This is a genomic window from Vibrio sp. WZ-1 (assembly GCF_052037695.1).
GTDB lineage: Bacteria > Pseudomonadota > Gammaproteobacteria > Enterobacterales > Vibrionaceae > Vibrio.
On sequence record NZ_JBQEQR010000064.1, the window covers coordinates 43,041 to 61,643 of the forward strand.

At 43.6% G+C, this 18,603-nt stretch carries 21 protein-coding genes; 8 read left to right on the plus strand and 13 right to left on the minus strand.

Annotation, left to right across the window (positions count from 1 at the left end; genetic code table 11):
• Positions 1-61: 61 nt before the first annotated feature.
• Entirely contained in the window at positions 62-928 is an 867-nt protein-coding gene (locus ACTS60_RS07500; protein WP_440887730.1) for a LysR family transcriptional regulator, read from the plus strand.
• 149 nt (positions 929-1,077) lie between these two features.
• On the plus strand, positions 1,078-1,371 hold the full coding sequence (locus ACTS60_RS07505) for a hypothetical protein (protein WP_010451159.1): 294 nt from the start codon (positions 1,078-1,080) through the stop codon (positions 1,369-1,371).
• Between the two features lie 51 nt (positions 1,372-1,422).
• Here the strand turns inward: ACTS60_RS07505 and ACTS60_RS07510 are convergent, their stop codons facing one another.
• Both ACTS60_RS07510 and ACTS60_RS07515 read right to left on the minus strand, forming a co-directional pair.
• Positions 1,423-3,381 carry a monovalent cation:proton antiporter-2 (CPA2) family protein gene (locus ACTS60_RS07510; protein WP_010451161.1) on the minus strand — a complete coding sequence of 653 codons (1,959 nt, stop codon included), beginning with the start codon at positions 3,379-3,381 and terminating at the stop codon, positions 1,423-1,425.
• Positions 3,378-3,995, minus strand: coding sequence for an NAD(P)H-dependent oxidoreductase (locus ACTS60_RS07515; protein ID WP_440887731.1), 618 nt, complete (start codon positions 3,993-3,995; stop codon positions 3,378-3,380). Before ACTS60_RS07515 ends, ACTS60_RS07510 begins: the two co-directional genes overlap by 4 nt.
• 333 nt (positions 3,996-4,328) lie before the next feature.
• On the opposite strand from ACTS60_RS07515, the gene ACTS60_RS07520 reads away from it, so the two are divergent.
• From ACTS60_RS07520 to ACTS60_RS07530, 3 genes are all read left to right on the plus strand, one after another.
• Positions 4,329-5,270 carry a LysR family transcriptional regulator gene (locus ACTS60_RS07520; RefSeq protein ID WP_440887732.1) on the plus strand — a complete coding sequence of 314 codons (942 nt, stop codon included), beginning with the start codon at positions 4,329-4,331 and terminating at the stop codon, positions 5,268-5,270.
• A 179-nt stretch (positions 5,271-5,449) separates the two neighbouring features.
• The gene (locus ACTS60_RS07525) at positions 5,450-6,250 is read left to right on the plus strand and encodes a zona pellucida protein alpha (RefSeq protein WP_440887733.1); all 801 of its coding nucleotides are present in this window, start codon (positions 5,450-5,452) and stop codon (positions 6,248-6,250) included.
• Positions 6,251-6,337: 87 nt separating this feature from the next.
• Positions 6,338-6,988, plus strand: a complete 651-nt coding sequence (locus ACTS60_RS07530; protein WP_440887734.1) for a hypothetical protein — start codon at positions 6,338-6,340, stop codon at positions 6,986-6,988.
• Between the two features lie 109 nt (positions 6,989-7,097).
• On the opposite strand, the gene ACTS60_RS07535 is transcribed toward ACTS60_RS07530, so the two are convergent.
• From ACTS60_RS07535 to ACTS60_RS07575, 9 genes are all read right to left on the minus strand, one after another.
• A complete protein-coding gene (locus ACTS60_RS07535; protein ID WP_005433505.1) occupies positions 7,098-7,529 on the minus strand; it encodes a YccF domain-containing protein in 432 nt (143 codons plus the stop codon).
• Between the two features lie 190 nt (positions 7,530-7,719).
• Positions 7,720-8,934 carry an MFS transporter gene (locus ACTS60_RS07540; protein ID WP_440887735.1) on the minus strand — a complete coding sequence of 405 codons (1,215 nt, stop codon included), beginning with the start codon at positions 8,932-8,934 and terminating at the stop codon, positions 7,720-7,722.
• Positions 8,935-8,946: 12 nt separating this feature from the next.
• Positions 8,947-9,096, minus strand: coding sequence for a hypothetical protein (locus ACTS60_RS07545; RefSeq protein WP_167381297.1), 150 nt, complete (start codon positions 9,094-9,096; stop codon positions 8,947-8,949).
• 186 nt (positions 9,097-9,282) lie between these two features.
• Positions 9,283-10,215 carry a Gfo/Idh/MocA family protein gene (locus tag ACTS60_RS07550; RefSeq protein ID WP_440887736.1) on the minus strand — a complete coding sequence of 311 codons (933 nt, stop codon included), beginning with the start codon at positions 10,213-10,215 and terminating at the stop codon, positions 9,283-9,285.
• 260 nt (positions 10,216-10,475) lie between these two features.
• Positions 10,476-12,128: a phosphoethanolamine transferase gene (locus ACTS60_RS07555; RefSeq protein ID WP_440887737.1), complete on the minus strand. Its 1,653-nt coding sequence runs from the start codon at positions 12,126-12,128 to the stop codon at positions 10,476-10,478.
• Between the two features lie 23 nt (positions 12,129-12,151).
• A complete protein-coding gene (locus ACTS60_RS07560; protein WP_440887738.1) occupies positions 12,152-12,508 on the minus strand; it encodes a diacylglycerol kinase in 357 nt (118 codons plus the stop codon).
• Positions 12,509-12,669: 161 nt separating this feature from the next.
• Positions 12,670-13,062: a glycine zipper family protein gene (locus ACTS60_RS07565; RefSeq protein WP_440887739.1), complete on the minus strand. Its 393-nt coding sequence runs from the start codon at positions 13,060-13,062 to the stop codon at positions 12,670-12,672.
• 125 nt (positions 13,063-13,187) lie between these two features.
• A complete protein-coding gene (locus tag ACTS60_RS07570; RefSeq protein WP_440887740.1) occupies positions 13,188-14,474 on the minus strand; it encodes an ATP-binding protein in 1,287 nt (428 codons plus the stop codon).
• A complete protein-coding gene (locus ACTS60_RS07575; protein ID WP_440887741.1) occupies positions 14,474-15,187 on the minus strand; it encodes a response regulator in 714 nt (237 codons plus the stop codon). The genes ACTS60_RS07570 and ACTS60_RS07575 overlap by 1 nt, the downstream gene beginning before the upstream one ends.
• Before the next feature lie 399 nt (positions 15,188-15,586).
• On the opposite strand from ACTS60_RS07575, the gene ACTS60_RS07580 reads away from it, so the two are divergent.
• Positions 15,587-16,039, plus strand: coding sequence for a prepilin-type N-terminal cleavage/methylation domain-containing protein (locus tag ACTS60_RS07580; protein ID WP_440887742.1), 453 nt, complete (start codon positions 15,587-15,589; stop codon positions 16,037-16,039).
• A 67-nt stretch (positions 16,040-16,106) separates the two neighbouring features.
• Here ACTS60_RS07580 and ACTS60_RS07585 read toward each other — a convergent pair whose 3' ends face one another.
• The gene (locus tag ACTS60_RS07585) at positions 16,107-16,826 is read right to left on the minus strand and encodes an SDR family oxidoreductase (protein ID WP_440887743.1); all 720 of its coding nucleotides are present in this window, start codon (positions 16,824-16,826) and stop codon (positions 16,107-16,109) included.
• Positions 16,827-17,043: 217 nt separating this feature from the next.
• A complete protein-coding gene (locus ACTS60_RS07590) occupies positions 17,044-17,349 on the minus strand; it encodes an isoamylase early set domain-containing protein (RefSeq protein WP_440887744.1) in 306 nt (101 codons plus the stop codon).
• Between the two features lie 193 nt (positions 17,350-17,542).
• On the opposite strand from ACTS60_RS07590, the gene ACTS60_RS07595 reads away from it, so the two are divergent.
• Entirely contained in the window at positions 17,543-17,911 is a 369-nt protein-coding gene (locus ACTS60_RS07595) for a hypothetical protein (RefSeq protein WP_440887745.1), read from the plus strand.
• Positions 17,912-17,995: 84 nt separating this feature from the next.
• A complete protein-coding gene (locus ACTS60_RS07600; protein WP_440887746.1) occupies positions 17,996-18,595 on the plus strand; it encodes a thiol:disulfide interchange protein DsbA/DsbL in 600 nt (199 codons plus the stop codon).
• Positions 18,596-18,603 lie beyond the last annotated feature (8 nt).

The following is an 18,603-nucleotide window of genomic DNA, read 5'->3' on the forward strand; positions in this document are numbered from 1 at the left end:
AGATAGAAAAACAAAGTAATAAGAATTGAATGTTCTGTAAAAAAGAACAATAAGGAAGGCGATGAATAAGCTGCGTTTAATGTCTCTATTCGTTCATATTGTTGAATGTGGGTCGATCTCCAAAGCTGCAGAAAAGTTGGAGCTTTCTAAGTCGGTATTGAGCTCTGCATTGAAGCAGCTAGAGCAAGAGCTAGATACGTGTTTGCTCAAACGCACAACGAGAAAGCAAGCATTAACCTCCGCTGGTGAACGTTTTTATCAGCAGTGTGCGCAAATGACAAAGCAAGCTGAAGCGGCATGGTTAGAAGCGGCAGAGTTGAAGCAAGTGCCTACGGGAAAACTAACCGTCACTGCGCCACATGCATTAATGCGTCCGATAGTGCTCCCTGCTTTAACGAGCGTTTTTTCTGATTACCCAGATGTGCATTTAAATCTAGTCAGTGATGATAAGCATGTGGATATTGTTCAGCAGGATATCGACCTCGCGGTGCGCGTAGGGGCATCTGGTGATTCGAACATAAAACAGCGTAAAGTGGGGCAGTTTTGTGATGTATTATGTCGGGCTAAAGAGACTCATGCTGACATTGAAGCCACTTCCTATATCGCTCAACACTGGCAGGTGGAGCCCATTGTTCATGCCTTTTCTTTGGATGAGAAAGAGCACCAAGTTCAATACTTAGTAAAGCATCGTGCAAATACTGTGTTTGATGTAGAGAGCCTTTTAGAAATGGGATTAGGTTTTGGGATCTTGCCTGACTTTATGTTGGCCTCGAACTCGCTTCTTGAACCTGTACCTCAAGCTAAAGCGTCAAAGGTGAATCCGATTTATGTGTTGCACCCATATCAAGCTCACGTGCCGATGGCGGTAACATTAGCGATAAAAGCAATTGAAGAGCGTATCGAAGAAGTGATTTCATGTAGAAACTAAGGGGCAGAGCGGAACAATAGGAGGAGTCCGAAATTAAAGTTGCTGCATTTTTATTCAGGATCAATCTTCATCATTATTTCACCCCGCGTTCAAACTCCCTCGTCTACACTGTTTGATGAGTTGGCAGTTGGCACACCAAGGAGGCAGCCATGATTGCAGTTCATCGAGAGTATTGTTTATCGAATAGCCCAGATTTACACGCCCATATTGAAGTCAATCCTGTAGGCAAATTGGAAGTAGAAATTGTCGAGCTTCAAGAGCACCATAGCACCGAATTTGATGACCTTTCTTTTGAAAGCAGTGGTGCTCAAACACGCATTTGTGGGAAGGAAGACACAGTTCCATGGCAGTTTACTCTTGCCAAAACCGATGCATTGGAGCTTTCTCATCTTGTGGATGAAGCAAATGAGGAATACGAGATGCTCATGAGTGATCTTATGTAGTTTCCCATTTTCTTGGGTGATAAAAAACCTCCCAGAGGGAGGTTTCAGAGTTTATTTAGGCACTTCTTTGCAAGGTTGCAGCTCTTGGACGTTGTCTTCGTTGAAGTCGTCGGCGTATCCCTTCGGTGGCGGTGTCCAACCGCGTTCTGAACGGGACAGTTTATCGTGACGATCTTTCTGCATCTCTTCAGCCATCCTCTCCTCAAGGTGAATAAACAGTTGACGGAAGTTGTTATCGTAACGTTCGCCCTCAGAGTCATCGGCCCACGCTTCGTAAAGCATGTCTGATTTACGATCCTCTACCCGCTTGTACGTTGTTTTTTGCTGCTCAACATAAAATGGGTGAATTCCAAGAGATTTCATTACGTGTCCACCCATCTCTAATGCAGAGTGGTACGTCTCGGATTCGATAATATCGGCTCCGGCTTGGCGGAGCAGGTAGCCATGGCCACGGTCAAACGCACGAGCGATTACTTTCACTTTTGGATAGGTGTGCTTAACGTATTTGACCAGTTCGACACTGGCTTCTTGGTTATCAATGGCAACCACAAGTGCGGCAGCGTGTTCGATTCCTGCAGTGTGTAACATGTCTGGGCGCATGGCATCACCAAAGTAAGCACGTGTACCTATTTGACGCATGTTATCTACTTGACTGGCTTGGTGATCTAGCACAACCGTCTGAACGCCATTAGACACCAATAGGCGATTGACGATCTGACCAAATCGGCCAATACCTGCGATGATGACCGTACCTTGTTCTTCAATCGTGTCGCTTTCGCGCTCGTTAGATTCACTCTCAAAGCGAGGAAGAATGACTTTGTCGAACAGGATGAATAATCCTGGCGTCAAGAACATTGAGATCGCAACAACCAATGCCAGTGTTTGTGAAAGCTCGAATGGAATCACGTGGTTTTGCACTGAGAAGCTCAGAAGTACAAAGCCAAATTCCCCCGCTTGCGCTAAGCTCAACGTAAACAACCATCGGTTGCTGCCTTTGATGCGGAAAATGAAAGCAAGAATAAACAGAATCGCCGCTTTCAGGATCATCACACCTAGCGTAAGAGCGATGATCAAACCAAAATCGCTGAACAGTACTGAGAAGTCGATGCCTGCGCCAACCGTTATAAAGAACAGACCCAGCAGCAAACCTTTGAATGGTTCAATGTTTGACTCCAATTCATGGCGGAATTCACTGTTCGCTAATACTACGCCTGCTAAGAAAGTACCTAGAGCAGGAGATAAACCCACTAGGCTCATCAAAGCAGCAATGCCGATCACCAGCATCAGTGCCGTTGCGGTAAAGATTTCACGCAGGCCAGAGCTTGCTACGTAGCGAAACAGTGGACGACTTAAGAAATGTCCGCCAACAACGACAATAGCAATAGAAGCCGTAATCACTATGCCGTAAGCCCAGCCAGGAAGTCCAGCAACCAAGCTGAGTTCTTCATGATGTTCTGCGGCTGCTTGAGCTGCCGATTGTGCTTGTTCTACCAACTCTGGCAGTGCCAACAGTGGAATAAACGCCAGCATTGGAATAACTGCGATATCTTGGAAAAGCAGTACCGAGAACGCGTTTTGACCACCTTCGGTTTTGGTTAATCCTTTTTCACTAAAGGTTTGCAGAACAATCGCAGTGGATGAAAGGGCAAAGATCAGACCGATAGCCAGTGCAATGGTCCATGGCTGACCAAAGTAAATTGCGATTGCCATAATTAGCGCAGTAGTACCACCAACTTGGAGGCCACCTAAGCCCATTAAGCGGTTACGCATCGCCCAAAGCATTTTTGGCTCAAGCTCTAAACCAACAAGAAATAACATCATCACGACGCCAAACTCGGCGAAGTGTTGAATAGTCGTGGTCTCTTCACCGACTAATCCAATGATTGGCCCAATAACCACACCAGCGATCAGGTACCCCAGTACCGAACCTAAACCTAAACGCTTTGCTAGAGGGACGGCTATAACGGCGGCAATAAGATAAACGAAGGCTTGTAAGAATATCCCTGTCATGACGCTTCCTTAATCAGTTGTGGGAGTGCGCTGTTGAGTTTGATGAGTGAAGCGGCAGCTTTGAGATCCAGCGTATCATTGACTAACGCACTAAGTAGCGTTTTGTAACGCTCTATATGCTGAACAATTCGGTTTTCTTCTTGCGCGGTACGAGAACCAAACAGCGCCAATGGTGCAATGTAATGCATCCCGGTGAGCGCAGACATCTGCTCGATAGGAGCAAGCAATTCTCGAATAGTGAAATGGTTGTAACCTTCTGCTTTATACGCTTCTTCTTTACCGCCTGCAGAGAGCACACAGAGTAGTGTTTTTCCTTGTAGTTCAGTTCCTTCCGAGCCATAAGCAAAACCGTACTCTAACACCAAATCTTGCCACTCTTTTAAGATGGCGGGTGTCGAGTACCAATACAAAGGAAACTGAAAAATCACCACATCGTGATCACGCAAACGCTGCTGTTCGCGGTCTATGTTGATATTGAAGTGCGGGTATTCAGCGTAGAGATCTACGCAAGTGACGCCTTCAACAGTGTTCGCAGCTTTAAAAAGAGGAGCGTTAACTTCTGAGCGATGCTGGGAAGGATGCGCAAAGAGAATGAGGACTTTTTTGTTTATCATAGGAACCCTTGCTATGCGTCTAAACTATTTTTGGTATAGGAATGAAAGACTTTTGATTGCTGTAACAAACTGTAACTTATAAATGAGGCCCTATCTACATTGGTGATTGAACAAACGGTAGGTAAGCTCATTATCAATACAGTCTAAATAATCAGCGCTATGTATAGGGGAATGTTATTGTTTAGGAGAGTGAGATTAGAGCATTAGCTTTCTTTGTTATTTTTCCGTCATGAAGACGTATCGATCGCAAATAATTGGTGTTTGCTGGTTGGAAAGTCGTCAAATCTGTTCGTATGCTGAATAATAACCCTAAGTTATCAACGATGTGAATTTATGGCAAAAGACCTCTTCTCCAACCTCGACCTCAATTTGCTAAGGACGTTTATCATTCTCCATCAAGAACGAAATATGCGCCGTGCGTCTGAGCGTTTATTTGTTTCCCAACCTGCTGTGAGTAAAGCACTACAGAGACTGCGGGATCATTTTGACGATGAGCTATTTGTTAAAACTCATCACGGTTTGAGAGCGACTGAATATGCTAACGAATTAGCTGAAAGCCTTGCACCGTTACTCGATGAAATATCCATTACACTCAATGGCTCTAAAGATTTTAATCCATTGGAGATGAATGGGACGATTAAGCTCGCCTTAGCACCATTTATCCTTAGCTCGTATGCAAGCGAAATCTTCCAAGCAATCAGACAAGCGGCACCTAACGTTCAAGTACATTTGCTTAACTGGTCTCGCTCTACCATGGATGAGATCATTAAGGACGAAGTACTCCTTGGTGTAAATTATGAAATCAACCATGCCCCCAAAGAGCTCTTGACGAAAGAGATCGTTAAAGATGCATTTTGTGCTTACGTTCGAAAAGACCATCCTCTGAAAGGTAACTGCCTGAGAGTTTCTGATTGCCAACATCTTGAGTTTGCGACGGTTATCGCTGCCGACTGGAACTCCAATATTTCTTTTTCAGAAAAAATTATGAAGATCAAAGGGGTAGAGCCTAAAATCGCGTTTCGTTCAGAGCTGCCGTCAGCAATTATTGATGTGGTAGCGAATTCAGATATGGTGTTTCCAGCATCAAAAACCGTGAATGTCGATAAGCTGTATAAACTCCGTAGGCTTGATATTGAGCTGGAAGGCATGGTGGTCGAGCCATCATTACTTGCTTATTACCATCATAAGAATCGACGCAATGAAATGGTGCATTGGTTGAGGAACCTAGTGACGAACATTATTGTCGGGCATCTTGACCTTGCAACCGAACAATAATAACCATCAGTTATCAAGCTAACTACCATTGTTTATTAATAACCCGCCGTTAAGTGCAGGTTTCTTTTAAGCGATTAGAGACAAAAAACGCTGTTCAATATACTTCTCTTCATCGGGCAGGGAGTCCACTGAATCTGCAAGAGGCAGCCCTGAATTTCGACAAATTAAGAGAGTAAATCATGAAAGTTAAATTACTAAGTGCCGTTATCGCAGCATCTTTTCTAGCCGGCTGTTCATCATCAGGTTCTTCGGACTCCCCAAGTGAGCCAGCAGGTGTTGCTTCTGTTCAAACCTTTGAAGGTGAGCATTTCGATGGTATGGCAATTCAAGGTGACAACGGCGAGTACAACACAGTAGCTATTCGCGGTGTAGAAGGTAATACCATATTTAATGTTGGCGGTGAGCTTTACTTTACAGATGGTGATGTTGTGAAAGACGCTTCAGGTAATGTGGTTGGTAATATAGAAGTACGCAACAATGAATTGGTGTTTGTGAATGACAAAGGCTTCGTCCACTTGAGCGTAGAAGATGGTCGATTAGTTGTGGATGAAGTGAAGCTAAATCCTGTACATCCAATTGAACCAGTGCCAGAACATCCAATTGCCGGTGTTCCATCAAATCCAATCGAGCCAGTACCTGAGCATCCAATAGAAGGTGGACCAGTAAACCCGATTGAACCAGTGCCAGAGCATCCGATTGCTGGTGGACCAGTAAATCCGATTGAGCCAGTGTCAGAGCATCCGATTGCTGGTGGACCAGTAAATCCGATTGAACCAGTGCCAGAGCATCCAATTGTAGGCGGACCGGTAAATCCGATTGAAGGAAATCCAGAGAACCCAATTGAAGGTCCTGTAAATCTTCCTGAAAATGGCCTAACAAAAGAGCAACGCGCAGAGTTGAAACAAAAAGTACAGTCTCTGTCACAAGAGCAGCGTCAGCAAATAAAAAGAGCGATTCGTGACCGCGCCGAGCGTTCGTAAGCCTATCGCATAAGGGTAATTAGCAAGGAGCTGCTTGATTCAAGTGGCTCCTTTTTTATTTCATATCTTTTTTAATAGGTTGTCCCAATGAGTAAACCGTTGACATTGCTTTGCGTGCTCTTTGCTGTCCCTTGTTTTTCCGCTGACCATAGGATGCCAGAGTTTGGATTGGATGTTTCCAATACAGATGATGAATGGATTGTCACGGCCAGCGGTTATTTACAAGCTACCGAAGAGTGGAATATCTCAGCTGAAATTGACTCCACAGGCTACCTAGAACTGGGAACTGGCTACGGTGTCATGCTCGGACAGTTCTATACCGAGGCTTTTGTGAGTTATGGACGTGCCGATTTATTTGATGTGTATGACGCTGGTGTATTTACAGGAACGGCTTTAGGTGACGATTGGATGGTTTTCGCCAATAGTTCTCATGAATGGAGAAAAAACGTTCTCGGTAAGTCATTCCCTGCATTCGAAAATACCACAAGAGAATGGAAAAATACGATTGGAGCAAGTTATACGCCAATTGATTTTATCAGTTTTGGCTATGCTTATAACTACGATAAAAAGTTGACAGAAGGAGGTCATCGCACAAACCACGAAGTGAGAGTCACGCTAAAACCGAAATGGGTAGAGCCGTATGTGAAGTACACATTTGGTGAACATAGAGTCTCGTCGGGGTCGACTAAGGTCAGTGAAGAAAACAGCGTTGAGCTAGGGATTAACTTTAACTTTTAAGGTGAAGGTATGAACATACAATCAACCATTATTGAATATGCAGTGGCGATAATAGGGTTACTTTTGACAGGAATAACCCTCTAAGCAGGGTGCTCAGAGGGTTAACACATTAACGATTGATGTTGTAGCGAGCCATCGCGGCTTCTTCAGTCGTTACGACTGTTTTACCAATCGGAGCAAGAGAGATAACCGCAAGTTTTAGGTGTTGAAGTGCAAACGGAATACCGATAATCGTCACGAAGCATGCCACTGCAGAAAGCACATGACCGATTGCTAACCAGATACCTGCAAACACGAACCAAATTACGTTACCAATGACGCCTAGCGGGCTGGTACCGATGTCCATTTCATTGGTTAATTCGTCTCTTGAAACGGCTTCTTTACCGAATGGGAAGAACGAGAAGTTACCCATTACAAAACATGCACGTCCCCATGGAATACCGATGATGCTGATGAATGCCAATAGTCCGAAGAACCACCATAGCAAACCCATGAATACGCCACCGAATACAAACCAGATGATGTTGCCGAGAGTTCTCATTTAAAAACCTTTTTGATTTATAGCTTTCGTTAAGTATGTCACACAAATCTTAACAGAAGATGAATGGGCTCATTCTATCTTAAATAAGCAATCATTGATGAGAATACCAAGTCCATTGAGGGAAAGCAGACGAATTGTTGATGGGGAAAGAGAAAAGGCTCTCGACGGTAAGCGTTGAGAGCCTCTCAGATTATGCGGTAGCCAAGTTCAAGCGCGGCACAGGCTTGTCATTGATAGGTAGGTGAATCAGCGCCGCGATAAACGCTAACACAACCGTTGACCACCAGATTGGATCGTATGAACCGTAGTAATCATAAATACGACCACCAACCCAAGCGCCTAAGAAGCTGCCCACTTGATGGGTGAAGAACACTAATCCGTACAAGGTAGAAAGGTAACGAGCACCAAAGATCTGACGAACTAAGCCAGAAGTCAGTGGTACGGTGCCTAACCAACAAAAGCCGATCGCACCACCAAAGATAGCAGCGGTGTGCTCGGTGACAGGTAGCGTAACAAAAGCACCAATCACCACTGTGCGCATCAAATACAGCGCAGACATAACATAACGTTTGTTAAAGCGATCTGCCATTACCCCCCAGAAGTACGAACCGAAGATATTGAAAATGCCGACATACGCTAGCGCCATCGCTGCCGTTGATGCGGGTAAATCTTTGTCGGCTAAGTAACTCGGCAGGTGAGTCGCAATGAACATTACGTGAAAGCCACAGACAAAGAAGCCAGCGTGGATTAGCCAATAGCCTTTGTGAGAGAAAGCTTCTGCTAATGCTTCTTTTAGAGTTTGTGTGTCTTCTTGCGCATTTGCAGTGTTACTCATTTGTGGCTTCGCCGTTTTCATGAACAACGCAAACATCACCATAAAACTACACAGCACAGCAAACGCTTGAAGAGCACCTTGCCAGCCAAAATCACTCAGTAGCGCTTGGGCTCCAGGGATCATGGCGAACATACCGAATGATCCTGCTGCTGTCGTCAAACCAAATGCTTTTGCTGCGTGTTGTGCTGGAACAACTTTCGCCACAGCACCGAGAACGATCACATAGCTAGTCGCGCTTAAGCCAAAACCGACCAAAACGCCAAGTGATAGATACATCATGGTTGGCTCAACAGCGATGGAAGTCAGGTATAGACCTAAAGCGTAAGAAATGGCACCTAAAATAATGATACGCTTTGCACCCCAACGGTCTGAAGCCATACCAACAAACGGCTGAAATACGCCAAACAACAAGTTTTGCAATGCAATAGCAAAGCTGAAGAACTCGCGACCAGTATGGAAGTAGTCAGAAATTGGCATCATGAAAATGCCGAATGATTGTCTGATCCCTAGACAAATAATCAAAATCCCTATTCCAAGCCAAACAAGAATTGGAAATCGGAAAATACTCATAGTTTGCTCTTATTAATGATGGTGATGATGAGAATGATCATGATGCGCGCCGTCACCTGTGGTTTGGTGACAGCCACTATTAATGGCTTGCTCTGCCAATATCTCCAACAACCTAGGAGAGTTATGGACGATGATTAAAGACAGTCCTAACATGACGGACATTCTCAGCATCTGAGCGAAAATGGATTGAGAAAAAAGCATGCATTGTGCGCTCAAGTAGAAAAATGAGCGCGAAGTGTAGAGATAAGTCTTAAATGACACAAATGATAAAAAGTGAAGTAATGTATGCGTTTCATGCATGCGTCTGACTGTTAAACAGGTCAACATAAAAAGCGGCTGGTTTTATTATTAACCGTGAATCACTTGTTCAATATGCTGACAAATCGCTTCTGCAAGCTGGTGGCTAGCAATATTGCGCTGGATAACCTCGGGAGCGATTTTTCCTGACTGAATGACTTCAAACCAATCCAATAACATGGCGTGGAAACCTTTACTGGTCAGCATTGGCGTCCAATCTTTTAAGCTCAATTTCTGCTCCTGATTGTCTTGCCACAGTTTCCCTTCAACAAACGAATCAAACTCCATCGCTTTGTTTGAATAGCACGCTTGGACACGCTCTGTGGTGATACCAAAATGGCGGTTCATTGATGCATGTAGTAGCGTCTCATCGTGTTGCCATTGAATATCGAGACGAGCCAATTGGTCTCCATCCATTTGGTGAGTGATGTAAGCGTCCTTCAGATCTACTTTGGCAGTGATGTTCACACTATCGAGAGGGTGGATAAAGTCATCGAAAATGAAGGTACGAATATCCCCCGGCAATTGATGACGGTTTTTCTCCCAACGTAGTGATTTTAAGCCCGATAGTTCGCCTTGCTGTACGCCCTGCATATGCTGGTTGTAAAGCGGAATGTGACGGCGATTGAAACCAACATACAGAGGCTGTTTCACGCGCTCAGCAATACCGTAGAGTTTCTCTACTTCAGCAGCGCTATCTGCCAAAGGCTTGTCGACAAAAGTAGGGATACCTTGTTCCAAAAAGAAAGCGGCAATTTGAGGGTGAACGCTAGTAGCAGCGTGAATCATGACCGCATCTACGCCCATGCCAACCAGTTGCTGATAGTCTTGGCAGGTTTCTGTGATTCGATACTGTTGAGCAAGTGCGTTGAGTGCGTTTGCATTGCGGGTACAAAATACCAGCTCAACATTTGGAATTTGAGTGATAACAGGAAGGTAAGCTTTTTGAGCAATGTCGCCCAAGCCAATGATGCCAATTTTCATTTGGTTCTTCTTCGTTTGTTAGCGGGCTAAACATTATATACCCAAGTGACCCCAAAATATGGGACTCAGAATGAGTCACTGATTCAAGTTTGAGGAATACGATGCCGTGGAATAGGGGGCTGTTTCCAAGGTGTTTTTGCGGGACCAAACAGATCTAGGTTACTTAGGTATAGCTGAACCCGCTAAGAATTCTCGGTGTAAGGTGTCACAAAAAAGCCTGACTCATTGAATGGGTCAGGCTTTTACTGTCTTATCTTGAATTAAGAGTCTCGACAGGTTTTAAAAATATCTAATTTACCATCGTACGCATTGGTTTTGATATCCATAATGCCTAAAAGTGAGTGGAAGACATTATCGTGTGAGTGCGTTGCAGTTTGCTGCGCTTCTTGTTGCAAGCAATCGCTATTGATGTGTTTGGCTTGCTTAAAGCCTGGAGACATCCAAAGTACCATAGGTACGCGCTTTTGGAAGTCAGGCGCCAAGCCATAAGGCATACCATGTAAGAACAAACCATTTTCACCCAAAGATTCGCCATGGTCCGAGACATAAATCATCGCCGTATTGTATTTGTCTTCAAGTGACTTTAACTTGGCGATAGTTTGAGACAGCACGAAGTCTGTGTAGCGAATAGTGTTGTCATAGGTGTTAACGATCTGATCAACACTACAGTTTTCGATATCTGCACGTGGGCAATCAGGTTGGAAAAATGCTTTATCTTTAGGGTAGCGCTGGAAGTAGGTTGGTCCGTGACTACCAATAAGATGCATTGCGACCACTCGGTTACCTTTCATACCTGAGATCTGATCATCTAAGTTGTTCAGCAAGGCCATATCATAGCAAGTGCTGCCATTGCACAATTTGTTTTTCTGGCTTCTGTCTACTTCTATTTTTGTGATGTTGTGGGCAACACTTTTGTCGCCACCATCATTTTCTTTCCACAGTAAATCGATACCTGCACGTTGCATAATATCCAAAGCATTGTCTTGGTTATCTGCACGGCTACGGTCAAAGTCGCTTCGGGTCAGTTGAGAGAACATACAAGGGACAGATACCGCCGTTGCAGTACCACATGAGGCAACGTCTTTGAATGACACAACATCCAACTTGCTGGTATATGGGTTAGTTTCGCGATCATAACCATTTAACTGATAGTTTTGTGTGCGAGCGGTTTCACCAACAACAAAGACAAGTAAGGTAGGCTTGGTTTCTGCCTGTTGTAGAGCTGTTGGTGATTGCTTGGCATCAAGTCCAATTTCTCGGTAGGGCTCAGGAGTAGTAAGGTATTTCGCTTTTACGTAGCTTGAAATACTATAGACGTATTGGGTCGGGATGATGACTTTTTTCAAATAGCTGTTGTTTCGACCTACCGAAGCATAGTCTTGATAGTAGAGCCCCGCGATAGCTGCAATAACTGCCAGAGAGGCTAACATCGATACGACTTTAGTTAAAACGAAGCGGAGCCACTGCCCACTAAGAGGTTGTAGCTTAACTTTGAATACCAAAATTGCTGGAATTACGCCCATCAACAAAGTCCAGATAACTGAATACGCACTCAGGTATGAGCTCGCTTCACTGGTGTCCGTTTCAACGATGTTCGTGATCATGTCGGTGTCAAATAACGTACCGTAGTTATAACTTGCATAGCTAACCATGCTAGAGACAACCAAAAGTACGTTGAAAAATGGTTTGCTCAGCCAAGGCCAGCTGAACAAATTAAACAAAAAGTTTAATGCGGCGAAGAAGAAAATTGGAATAGTAATGATGAAGCCGATTTTGACCTCATCCAAACCAGAGAGAATGTGTGTAAGTTCCTTGTAAATGGGAATGTTCACTACAAGAGCAAAGTACAATGCGAGAAATAACGTAAAGGTAACGTAAGAGATACCTTTGTATGGAAATGTAATTTTCTTCATAATTTTATGGTACTAATCTGGTACTACAGCAAGATCGAAGCCCAAACAAAAAGAGCAAGAAAAAGCGCAACAAAGACTGCTGCGGAGCCAATGTCTTTGGCTCGACCACTAAGTTCATGCCAATCATCGCTGACACGATCGACTACCGCTTCTATGGCGGAGTTTATGAGTTCGACAATCACAACCAGTAATAGGCTGCAAATCATCATGATGCGTTCTAAGTTCGTCACGGGAAGCAAAAGTGTGCAGAGAGACAGAACTAGTGTTAACACGAGTTCTTGTCTGAAAGCGGCTTCGTGAATCCACGCGGCTTTCAATCCTTGAAGTGAATAACCGGTTGCGTCCACGACCCGGCGTATACCTGTTTTACCTGGTTTCAAATTATTGCCTATTATTGCGTTCACAAAGAGGGGGGAGGAGAAGCTTCCCTCGAATAAAAGGCATCAAATTGCAATTTAGAAAATAAATGATTGAGCGTGAAATATTTGTGAAATTTACAACTTCAATCTAGCGTTGAGTGCAATTGATGCGTGTTTATAAATTAAGATTCTAGGTCGTAAACGGTGTAGCCTTTATTGGCAAGGCACTTGCGAAGTACTAGAGATTGGGTTTTTGTTGAGTCATTTGCTCCGCCCAGTGCACCCGCACCTGCGCCAACAGCCCCACCTGCTGCTGCGCCTACGACAGCGCCACCCACTCCGTCTTCAAGTACGCCAGCGACAGCACCGATCAGTGCACCCGTGACGGCACCATTTTGAGCTTCTGCCTTTGCAGCTTCACTTTTGTCTACTTTTTCTGCGTAGCTTTGGCAGTATTTAAAATCTTGTTCATATTGGGCTTGATCGACATTAGTCATATCAACAACAGGTTGCTGGTTGTATGCACAAGCAACAAGGTTTGATGAAAGAGCGATTAGAAGAAGTGGTCTATACATTTTAGTGAACCATTATTACGATGAATTAATGGAGTAAATGTACACTGTTTTATTTTTTTGCTCTGTCTTGTGATTGTATTGAAGTGTCGTCTTTTGTAATGAAGATCGAAGGTTTGCGGATTAGTCTATTTTGGAAAGCAAATCGTGAAACACGCACCGCCCAGTGGACTTTGAGAGACGGAGACTTCTCCTTGCTGCAATTCGATGATCTGCTTTACGATCGCAAGGCCGAGCCCGAAGCCACTGGTGCTTTTATTACGTGATTTATCGGCACTATAAAAAGCATCGAACAAATGAGGCCAATCTTTTTCTTCTATCCCGCAACCGTCATCATGGATTTGTATACAATGATGTTCTGATGTCTCGATCAGGTTCAATACGATGAGACTATTGGCATAACGCATAGCGTTTCGAAGTAGGTTATCTAATGCGCGAGATAGAAGTTTTGGATCGGCTGAGATCACGGTGTCTTGGGTATCTGTATCATCGATTTCAATAGATATGTTTGTGTCCCGCTGCCACTTTGGCAATCGGGATTGAAGAAAGCTAACCAGTGTTATGGGGGAGGTTTGAATTTCTGCGTTAGGTCTCTCCATCTTGGCGTAGTACAGGAGTTCTTCGACCATGTCTTCCATGTCATCAATATCTTCAACGATGCTATTGACGTATTTTTTTTGTTCTTCAGTGAGAGAGGCGTCGGCAAGTAAGTCAGCTTGCCATTGAAGTCGAAATATCGGAGTACGAAGTTCGTGTGCGACGGCATTGGTGAGCATTTTATTACTGGTGATCAGTCGAGATACTTTCTCTGCCATGTCGTTAAAGCTTTGGTTAAGCGTTCCCACTGACTTGGCACTTGATGTGTCAGCGCGAGCATTGAAATCTCCGGATGCGAACTCTACGGTGACTTTTTCTAATGCGCGGACACGGCGGTTTAAAAACCAAATGAGAAGAACACAGTACAGCGCAAAGCCACCAAGAAAGAACAACCAAACGATATTGTCGTCAAAATTAATTGCTTGGATAATGGGGCTGTTAGGGTTTTCACTGAATTTAAATACGGGAGAGCCAGGTTCAAATCGAAACCACAAGTCTCGTTCATCATCGAATGCGGTATTGATTGATGGGTTGTGATCAAACGCTTGCTGAATTTCTTGAGGAAGGTGAGTCTTTTCTTCCGCAATCAATAACATATGGCTTGATTTAGCAAACTTTTCCAATTGCTGTACCGTGTAGGCTTCTCCCTTTTCTTGATACACAGGGTAAATAAACTCATGGAAAGCTTGCGCTTGATGTTCTTCGAGCAAGTAATCGTAATCAGTACTGAGTTGATAAACGATGACTTCATACCCAACTAAACTTGCGAAGAATAGAACAATGAGGCCGATTAAGCTCTCCAAGTAAATTCGTTTCATTACGCATTCCACGCGTCAGGCATGAAAAGGTATCCTTTTCCACGAACGGTAATAATTTTTTGTGGTGGGGTAGTACTGTCACCAAGTTTTTTCCGTAGAGTTACGATGCGGTTGTCGATTGTACGATCAGTTCCATCGTACTCGATGCCACGAAGTGTTTTAGTGAGCCACTCGCGAGAAAGGGTTTGTTCAGGACGGGTTGCGAGTACCCAAAGAAGATCAAATTCACCATCGGTAAGTGCTATTGGCTCTTTGTTAAGGGCACATGCCTTGCGTAAGCGATTCAAGCACAATACGCCGACTTCAACGCTGATATCGGATTCGATTCCGGAAAGCTCTTTCCTACGTAACAACATTCGAATACGAGCAAGCAGTACACGAGGTTTGATTGGTTTTGTGACGAAATCATCAGCCCCAATTTCTAATGCGGCAACGTGGTCAAAGTCATCATCGCTTGCTGTAAGCATTAAGATCTTACCTTTGTAGCAATCGCGAACTTGTCGACAAACGCTCAAACCATCTTGTCCAGGAAGCATTAGGTCAAGTAGCACCAGATCGGGTTGGCCCTCGATAATAGCCTCAGGCGCATCTGTACCATTATCTATACCGCTCACTTCAAACCCTTGCTGGCTGAAGTACTCACTTAGCATTGTCTGTAGCTTTGGATCATCTTCGACGATGATGAGAGATGGCTTTGAATCTTGTGTGTTCATAGTTGTGATGCTGTAGGTATGAGTTATTTCTGAAACTTAAACAAATTTGCGGATTATTTCAATAAACAGAATTCGTTATGCTCTATTTATAAACCATACTGATTGGATTTACGGAAAAGACACAATCGATTAGTAATACGCTCCCGAAGGGCCCTATTTTCTAATAGTAGTGGTCTTGGTTCAAATGCTTCGTTAACAATTTTCGATGGAGAACCACTAGGTATTCAAATTGTTGCCTTGCCTTCAAACCAAGTCATTCTCGCTGAACTAAGCACCTCAAGGTTAATTACAAGTATATCGCTTAAAACCTATTAACTTACAAACGCTTACACCTTAATCAAACCATTATGGAATAATGAACGTCATTGGTTTTCCCGACAGGATGAAGAGGAGTATGTCATGGGCAATAGAGGCTTTACCTTACTTGAGTTGGTAGTGGTCGTCGTCGTTTTAGCTCTTGTATCAATTGCCACGACACCTCGTATTTTGGGCTTATTCAGTGATAGCAGAGTTGCGAAGCTGAGAGAAATTGAAGCCATCATGAAAACAGGCTCTGATATTGTCTTCACCAAAGCTGTTGTGGAAGGAGTGCAAGGGCAGTGTTACACCTACATTGATGATATTTATACTTGCAATGGTTATCCGACAGCTCACAAAGATAACATTTTGCGTAGCTTTACAATCGATGAAGGGCAGGTTTATATCACTAATAAAGGCAGCGATGCTGGTGGGCGGGAAGCATTTATCGGCTTCACCCAAGATAAAGTGTGGTATAAGAAATGTTATGTTTATTATAAAGATGCGGTTTCTGGCGGTAGTGTGACGATTGATTCTTTTACCGAAGAGTGCTGATTACCAAAGATAAAAAGCGACGTTGAAGTCGCCTTTTTCCTATTGAACCGTATTGAAACCTTAGTATTTAAGGCTGTTGCTTAGTGGGTGCTAACGCAATTTCACGGATACAAACATTTTGTGGTTGTTGGTAAGCAAATACAACTGCACGAGCAATGTCATCAGCAGCAAGAACGCCACCCATGTCTTCTTTCCACGCACCGTAGCCATCTTTGATTTCTTGTGATGTGGTGTGAGACAGCAGCTCAGTTTCTACCGCGCCTGGTGCAATCGTAGTAACACGAACGTTTGATGCTGCAACTTCTTCACGAACGTTTTCAGAAATAGCGTGAACCGCAAACTTAGTACCACAATACGCCGCGTGATCTGGGAAAGTTTTCTTACCTGCGATCGAGCTGATGTTAATGATAGTACCGCTGTTACGCGATTTCATTGGTGCTAACACTGACTGCATGCCGTTTAGCAGACCCAAAACGTTAACATCAAACATGCGTTTCCATTCCGATGCATCTTGAGTATCGATTTGACCAAGTAGCATCACACCTGCGTTGTTTACTAGCGCATCTGCTGGGCCAAACTGTTCTTCTGCTTTAGCGATCGCTGCTTCAAATGAAGCTTTGTCTGTTACGTCAACTTTTTCACATAGTGTGTTTGGCAGGTTTAGCGCTTCCAAACGTTCCACACGACGAGCAAGAAGAAGAAGTGGATGGCCCTCATCACTTAGACGGCGTGCAATCGCTTCACCAATACCAGAACTTGCACCTGTGATTACAATCAGTTTTTTCATCTTTTGTTTCCTCAGTATTTTTGTTTGAGAGCAGCTTTTGTTTGAGAGCATCTGTCTCGCTGCGATGTGGTTATATTAAGGAAATGACTTTTGTTGATATATATTACTTTAGGTAAAACACTGTTGTTATATGGCAACAATTGATGGTAAGCTAATGAAAATTAAGCACTAAAAAAGGCGCATCTAATGCGCCTTAGTTTTTCGACAATGTTACTGCTTATGCTGGTTGCTGTTGGGTACAGACGACGCTGTTATCGCTACCAAAGCCATTAGGTACGTAAGCGTCTGCTTGTGGGTCATTATCCCACTCAGCTTCGTTGAATAGGTAACGGAACTGGATGTTTTGTTCCTTCGGCAAGCGCGTTTTAAATTTAAATTGTCCACTTTTTTTCACAAGCTTCATTGGTTCTGGTTGCCAGTTGTTAAAATCGCCTGCAATTTGAATCGATTCCCACTGGTTTTTGTCTAGCTCGAAAGTGACTTCGACTTCATCTTTAGTTTTAAAAAATCTCTTTTTAAGCATTAATCTTTCCTTGTTTGTACAAAAACTGATCTAACTATTACTCGTGTTTCATAGTGATTTCAAGCTTTATTCGAATTGCAGTCGGTATAGATTGTCGGAATTCTCTGGTTTGTGAAGGAGTTAGTCTGCTTCTCCCTTGTACGAATAGGTGGATTCTGTATTATGAACACTCGCCATATGTTGAAGAAGTTATATGCTGAGTTTCAATCGTACATTTTTCACGATAATGTTTTGTCTATTAGCTATGTTGCTAACGGGCATAGCGTCAAGTGTGCGTGCGGCAACTGCGTTGACTGAAGAGAGCTTAAGTCACGATCGAGCCATTGAGCTTCATCAACAGCTGGGTGTTGATTCTATTGAGTCTCACCCTAATGATCTTTTGGCATCGAAAGGGCACCAACCACATACGAGCTGTAGTTCTTCTTGTATCGTAAAAATCCCAACTAACGTATTGCAAGATGATGTCATCTTGTTACCACATAGCCTTGCACTGATCGCTAAATCACCCACACCAAAAGTGGTAACAGTGGTTTATAAGCCTTATCGGCCTCCAATAGTTTGATTCCCATTCATCCGAACCAGCTTTGCTGGAATTATTACTCGTAAATTAATGAATAAGGCACTCGTGTGCCAAAAGGAATCAAACATGAAAAAGCTATTTGCGCTATGCAGCACCCTATTACTGGCATTCACAGCCCATGCAGCTCAATTTGAAGAAGGTAAGCACTACAAAGTGCTAGATGTTGAAAAAGCAACGAAACCAACGGTGACGGAGTTTTTTTCATTTTATTGTCCACACTGTTACAAATTTGAGGCTGTGATCGACAATTTAAAACCAGCACTACCAAAAGACGCAAGTTTCGAAAAAGTTCACGTGGCATTTATGGGCAGTGATATGGCCATTCCAATGGCTAAGTCTTACGCCACGATGGTGTCACTAGGCGTAGAGAAAACAATGGTTCCTGCGATGTTTGCTCAAATTCATCAAGAGCGCAAAGCACCTAAGGATGAAGCAGAGTTGAAGCAGATCTTTGTGGATAATGGTGTCGATGCTAAAAAGTTCGATGCGGCTTACAACAGCTTCGCAGTTAACTCAATGCAGAAAGGTTTCGATAAGCAGTTCAAGCAAAGTACGCTAACTGGCGTTCCTGGTGTACTTGTAAACAATAAATACATTGTGCTGCCAAATGAGATCCGCAGTTACGATGAGTACAACGACTTAGTAATGTATCTATTGACTCTATAATTGACGAG

Coding starts and splice junctions, on each gene's coding strand:
- ACTS60_RS07595 (WP_440887745.1), top strand. CDS start 17,543: ATGCTGAGTTTCAATCGTACATTTTTCACGATAATGTTTTGTCTATTA.
- ACTS60_RS07590 (WP_440887744.1), bottom strand. CDS start 17,349: ATGCTTAAAAAGAGATTTTTTAAAACTAAAGATGAAGTCGAAGTCACT.
- ACTS60_RS07580 (WP_440887742.1), top strand. CDS start 15,587: ATGGGCAATAGAGGCTTTACCTTACTTGAGTTGGTAGTGGTCGTCGTC.
- ACTS60_RS07510 (WP_010451161.1), bottom strand. CDS start 3,381: ATGACAGGGATATTCTTACAAGCCTTCGTTTATCTTATTGCCGCCGTT.
- ACTS60_RS07540 (WP_440887735.1), bottom strand. CDS start 8,934: ATGAGTATTTTCCGATTTCCAATTCTTGTTTGGCTTGGAATAGGGATT.
- ACTS60_RS07500 (WP_440887730.1), top strand. CDS start 62: ATGAATAAGCTGCGTTTAATGTCTCTATTCGTTCATATTGTTGAATGT.
- ACTS60_RS07575 (WP_440887741.1), bottom strand. CDS start 15,187: ATGAACACACAAGATTCAAAGCCATCTCTCATCATCGTCGAAGATGAT.
- ACTS60_RS07570 (WP_440887740.1), bottom strand. CDS start 14,474: ATGAAACGAATTTACTTGGAGAGCTTAATCGGCCTCATTGTTCTATTC.
- ACTS60_RS07525 (WP_440887733.1), top strand. CDS start 5,450: ATGAAAGTTAAATTACTAAGTGCCGTTATCGCAGCATCTTTTCTAGCC.
- ACTS60_RS07530 (WP_440887734.1), top strand. CDS start 6,338: ATGAGTAAACCGTTGACATTGCTTTGCGTGCTCTTTGCTGTCCCTTGT.
- ACTS60_RS07585 (WP_440887743.1), bottom strand. CDS start 16,826: ATGAAAAAACTGATTGTAATCACAGGTGCAAGTTCTGGTATTGGTGAA.
- ACTS60_RS07535 (WP_005433505.1), bottom strand. CDS start 7,529: ATGAGAACTCTCGGCAACATCATCTGGTTTGTATTCGGTGGCGTATTC.
- ACTS60_RS07515 (WP_440887731.1), bottom strand. CDS start 3,995: ATGATAAACAAAAAAGTCCTCATTCTCTTTGCGCATCCTTCCCAGCAT.
- ACTS60_RS07520 (WP_440887732.1), top strand. CDS start 4,329: ATGGCAAAAGACCTCTTCTCCAACCTCGACCTCAATTTGCTAAGGACG.
- ACTS60_RS07545 (WP_167381297.1), bottom strand. CDS start 9,096: ATGTCCGTCATGTTAGGACTGTCTTTAATCATCGTCCATAACTCTCCT.
- ACTS60_RS07600 (WP_440887746.1), top strand. CDS start 17,996: ATGAAAAAGCTATTTGCGCTATGCAGCACCCTATTACTGGCATTCACA.
- ACTS60_RS07550 (WP_440887736.1), bottom strand. CDS start 10,215: ATGAAAATTGGCATCATTGGCTTGGGCGACATTGCTCAAAAAGCTTAC.
- ACTS60_RS07555 (WP_440887737.1), bottom strand. CDS start 12,128: ATGAAGAAAATTACATTTCCATACAAAGGTATCTCTTACGTTACCTTT.
- ACTS60_RS07565 (WP_440887739.1), bottom strand. CDS start 13,062: ATGTATAGACCACTTCTTCTAATCGCTCTTTCATCAAACCTTGTTGCT.
- ACTS60_RS07505 (WP_010451159.1), top strand. CDS start 1,078: ATGATTGCAGTTCATCGAGAGTATTGTTTATCGAATAGCCCAGATTTA.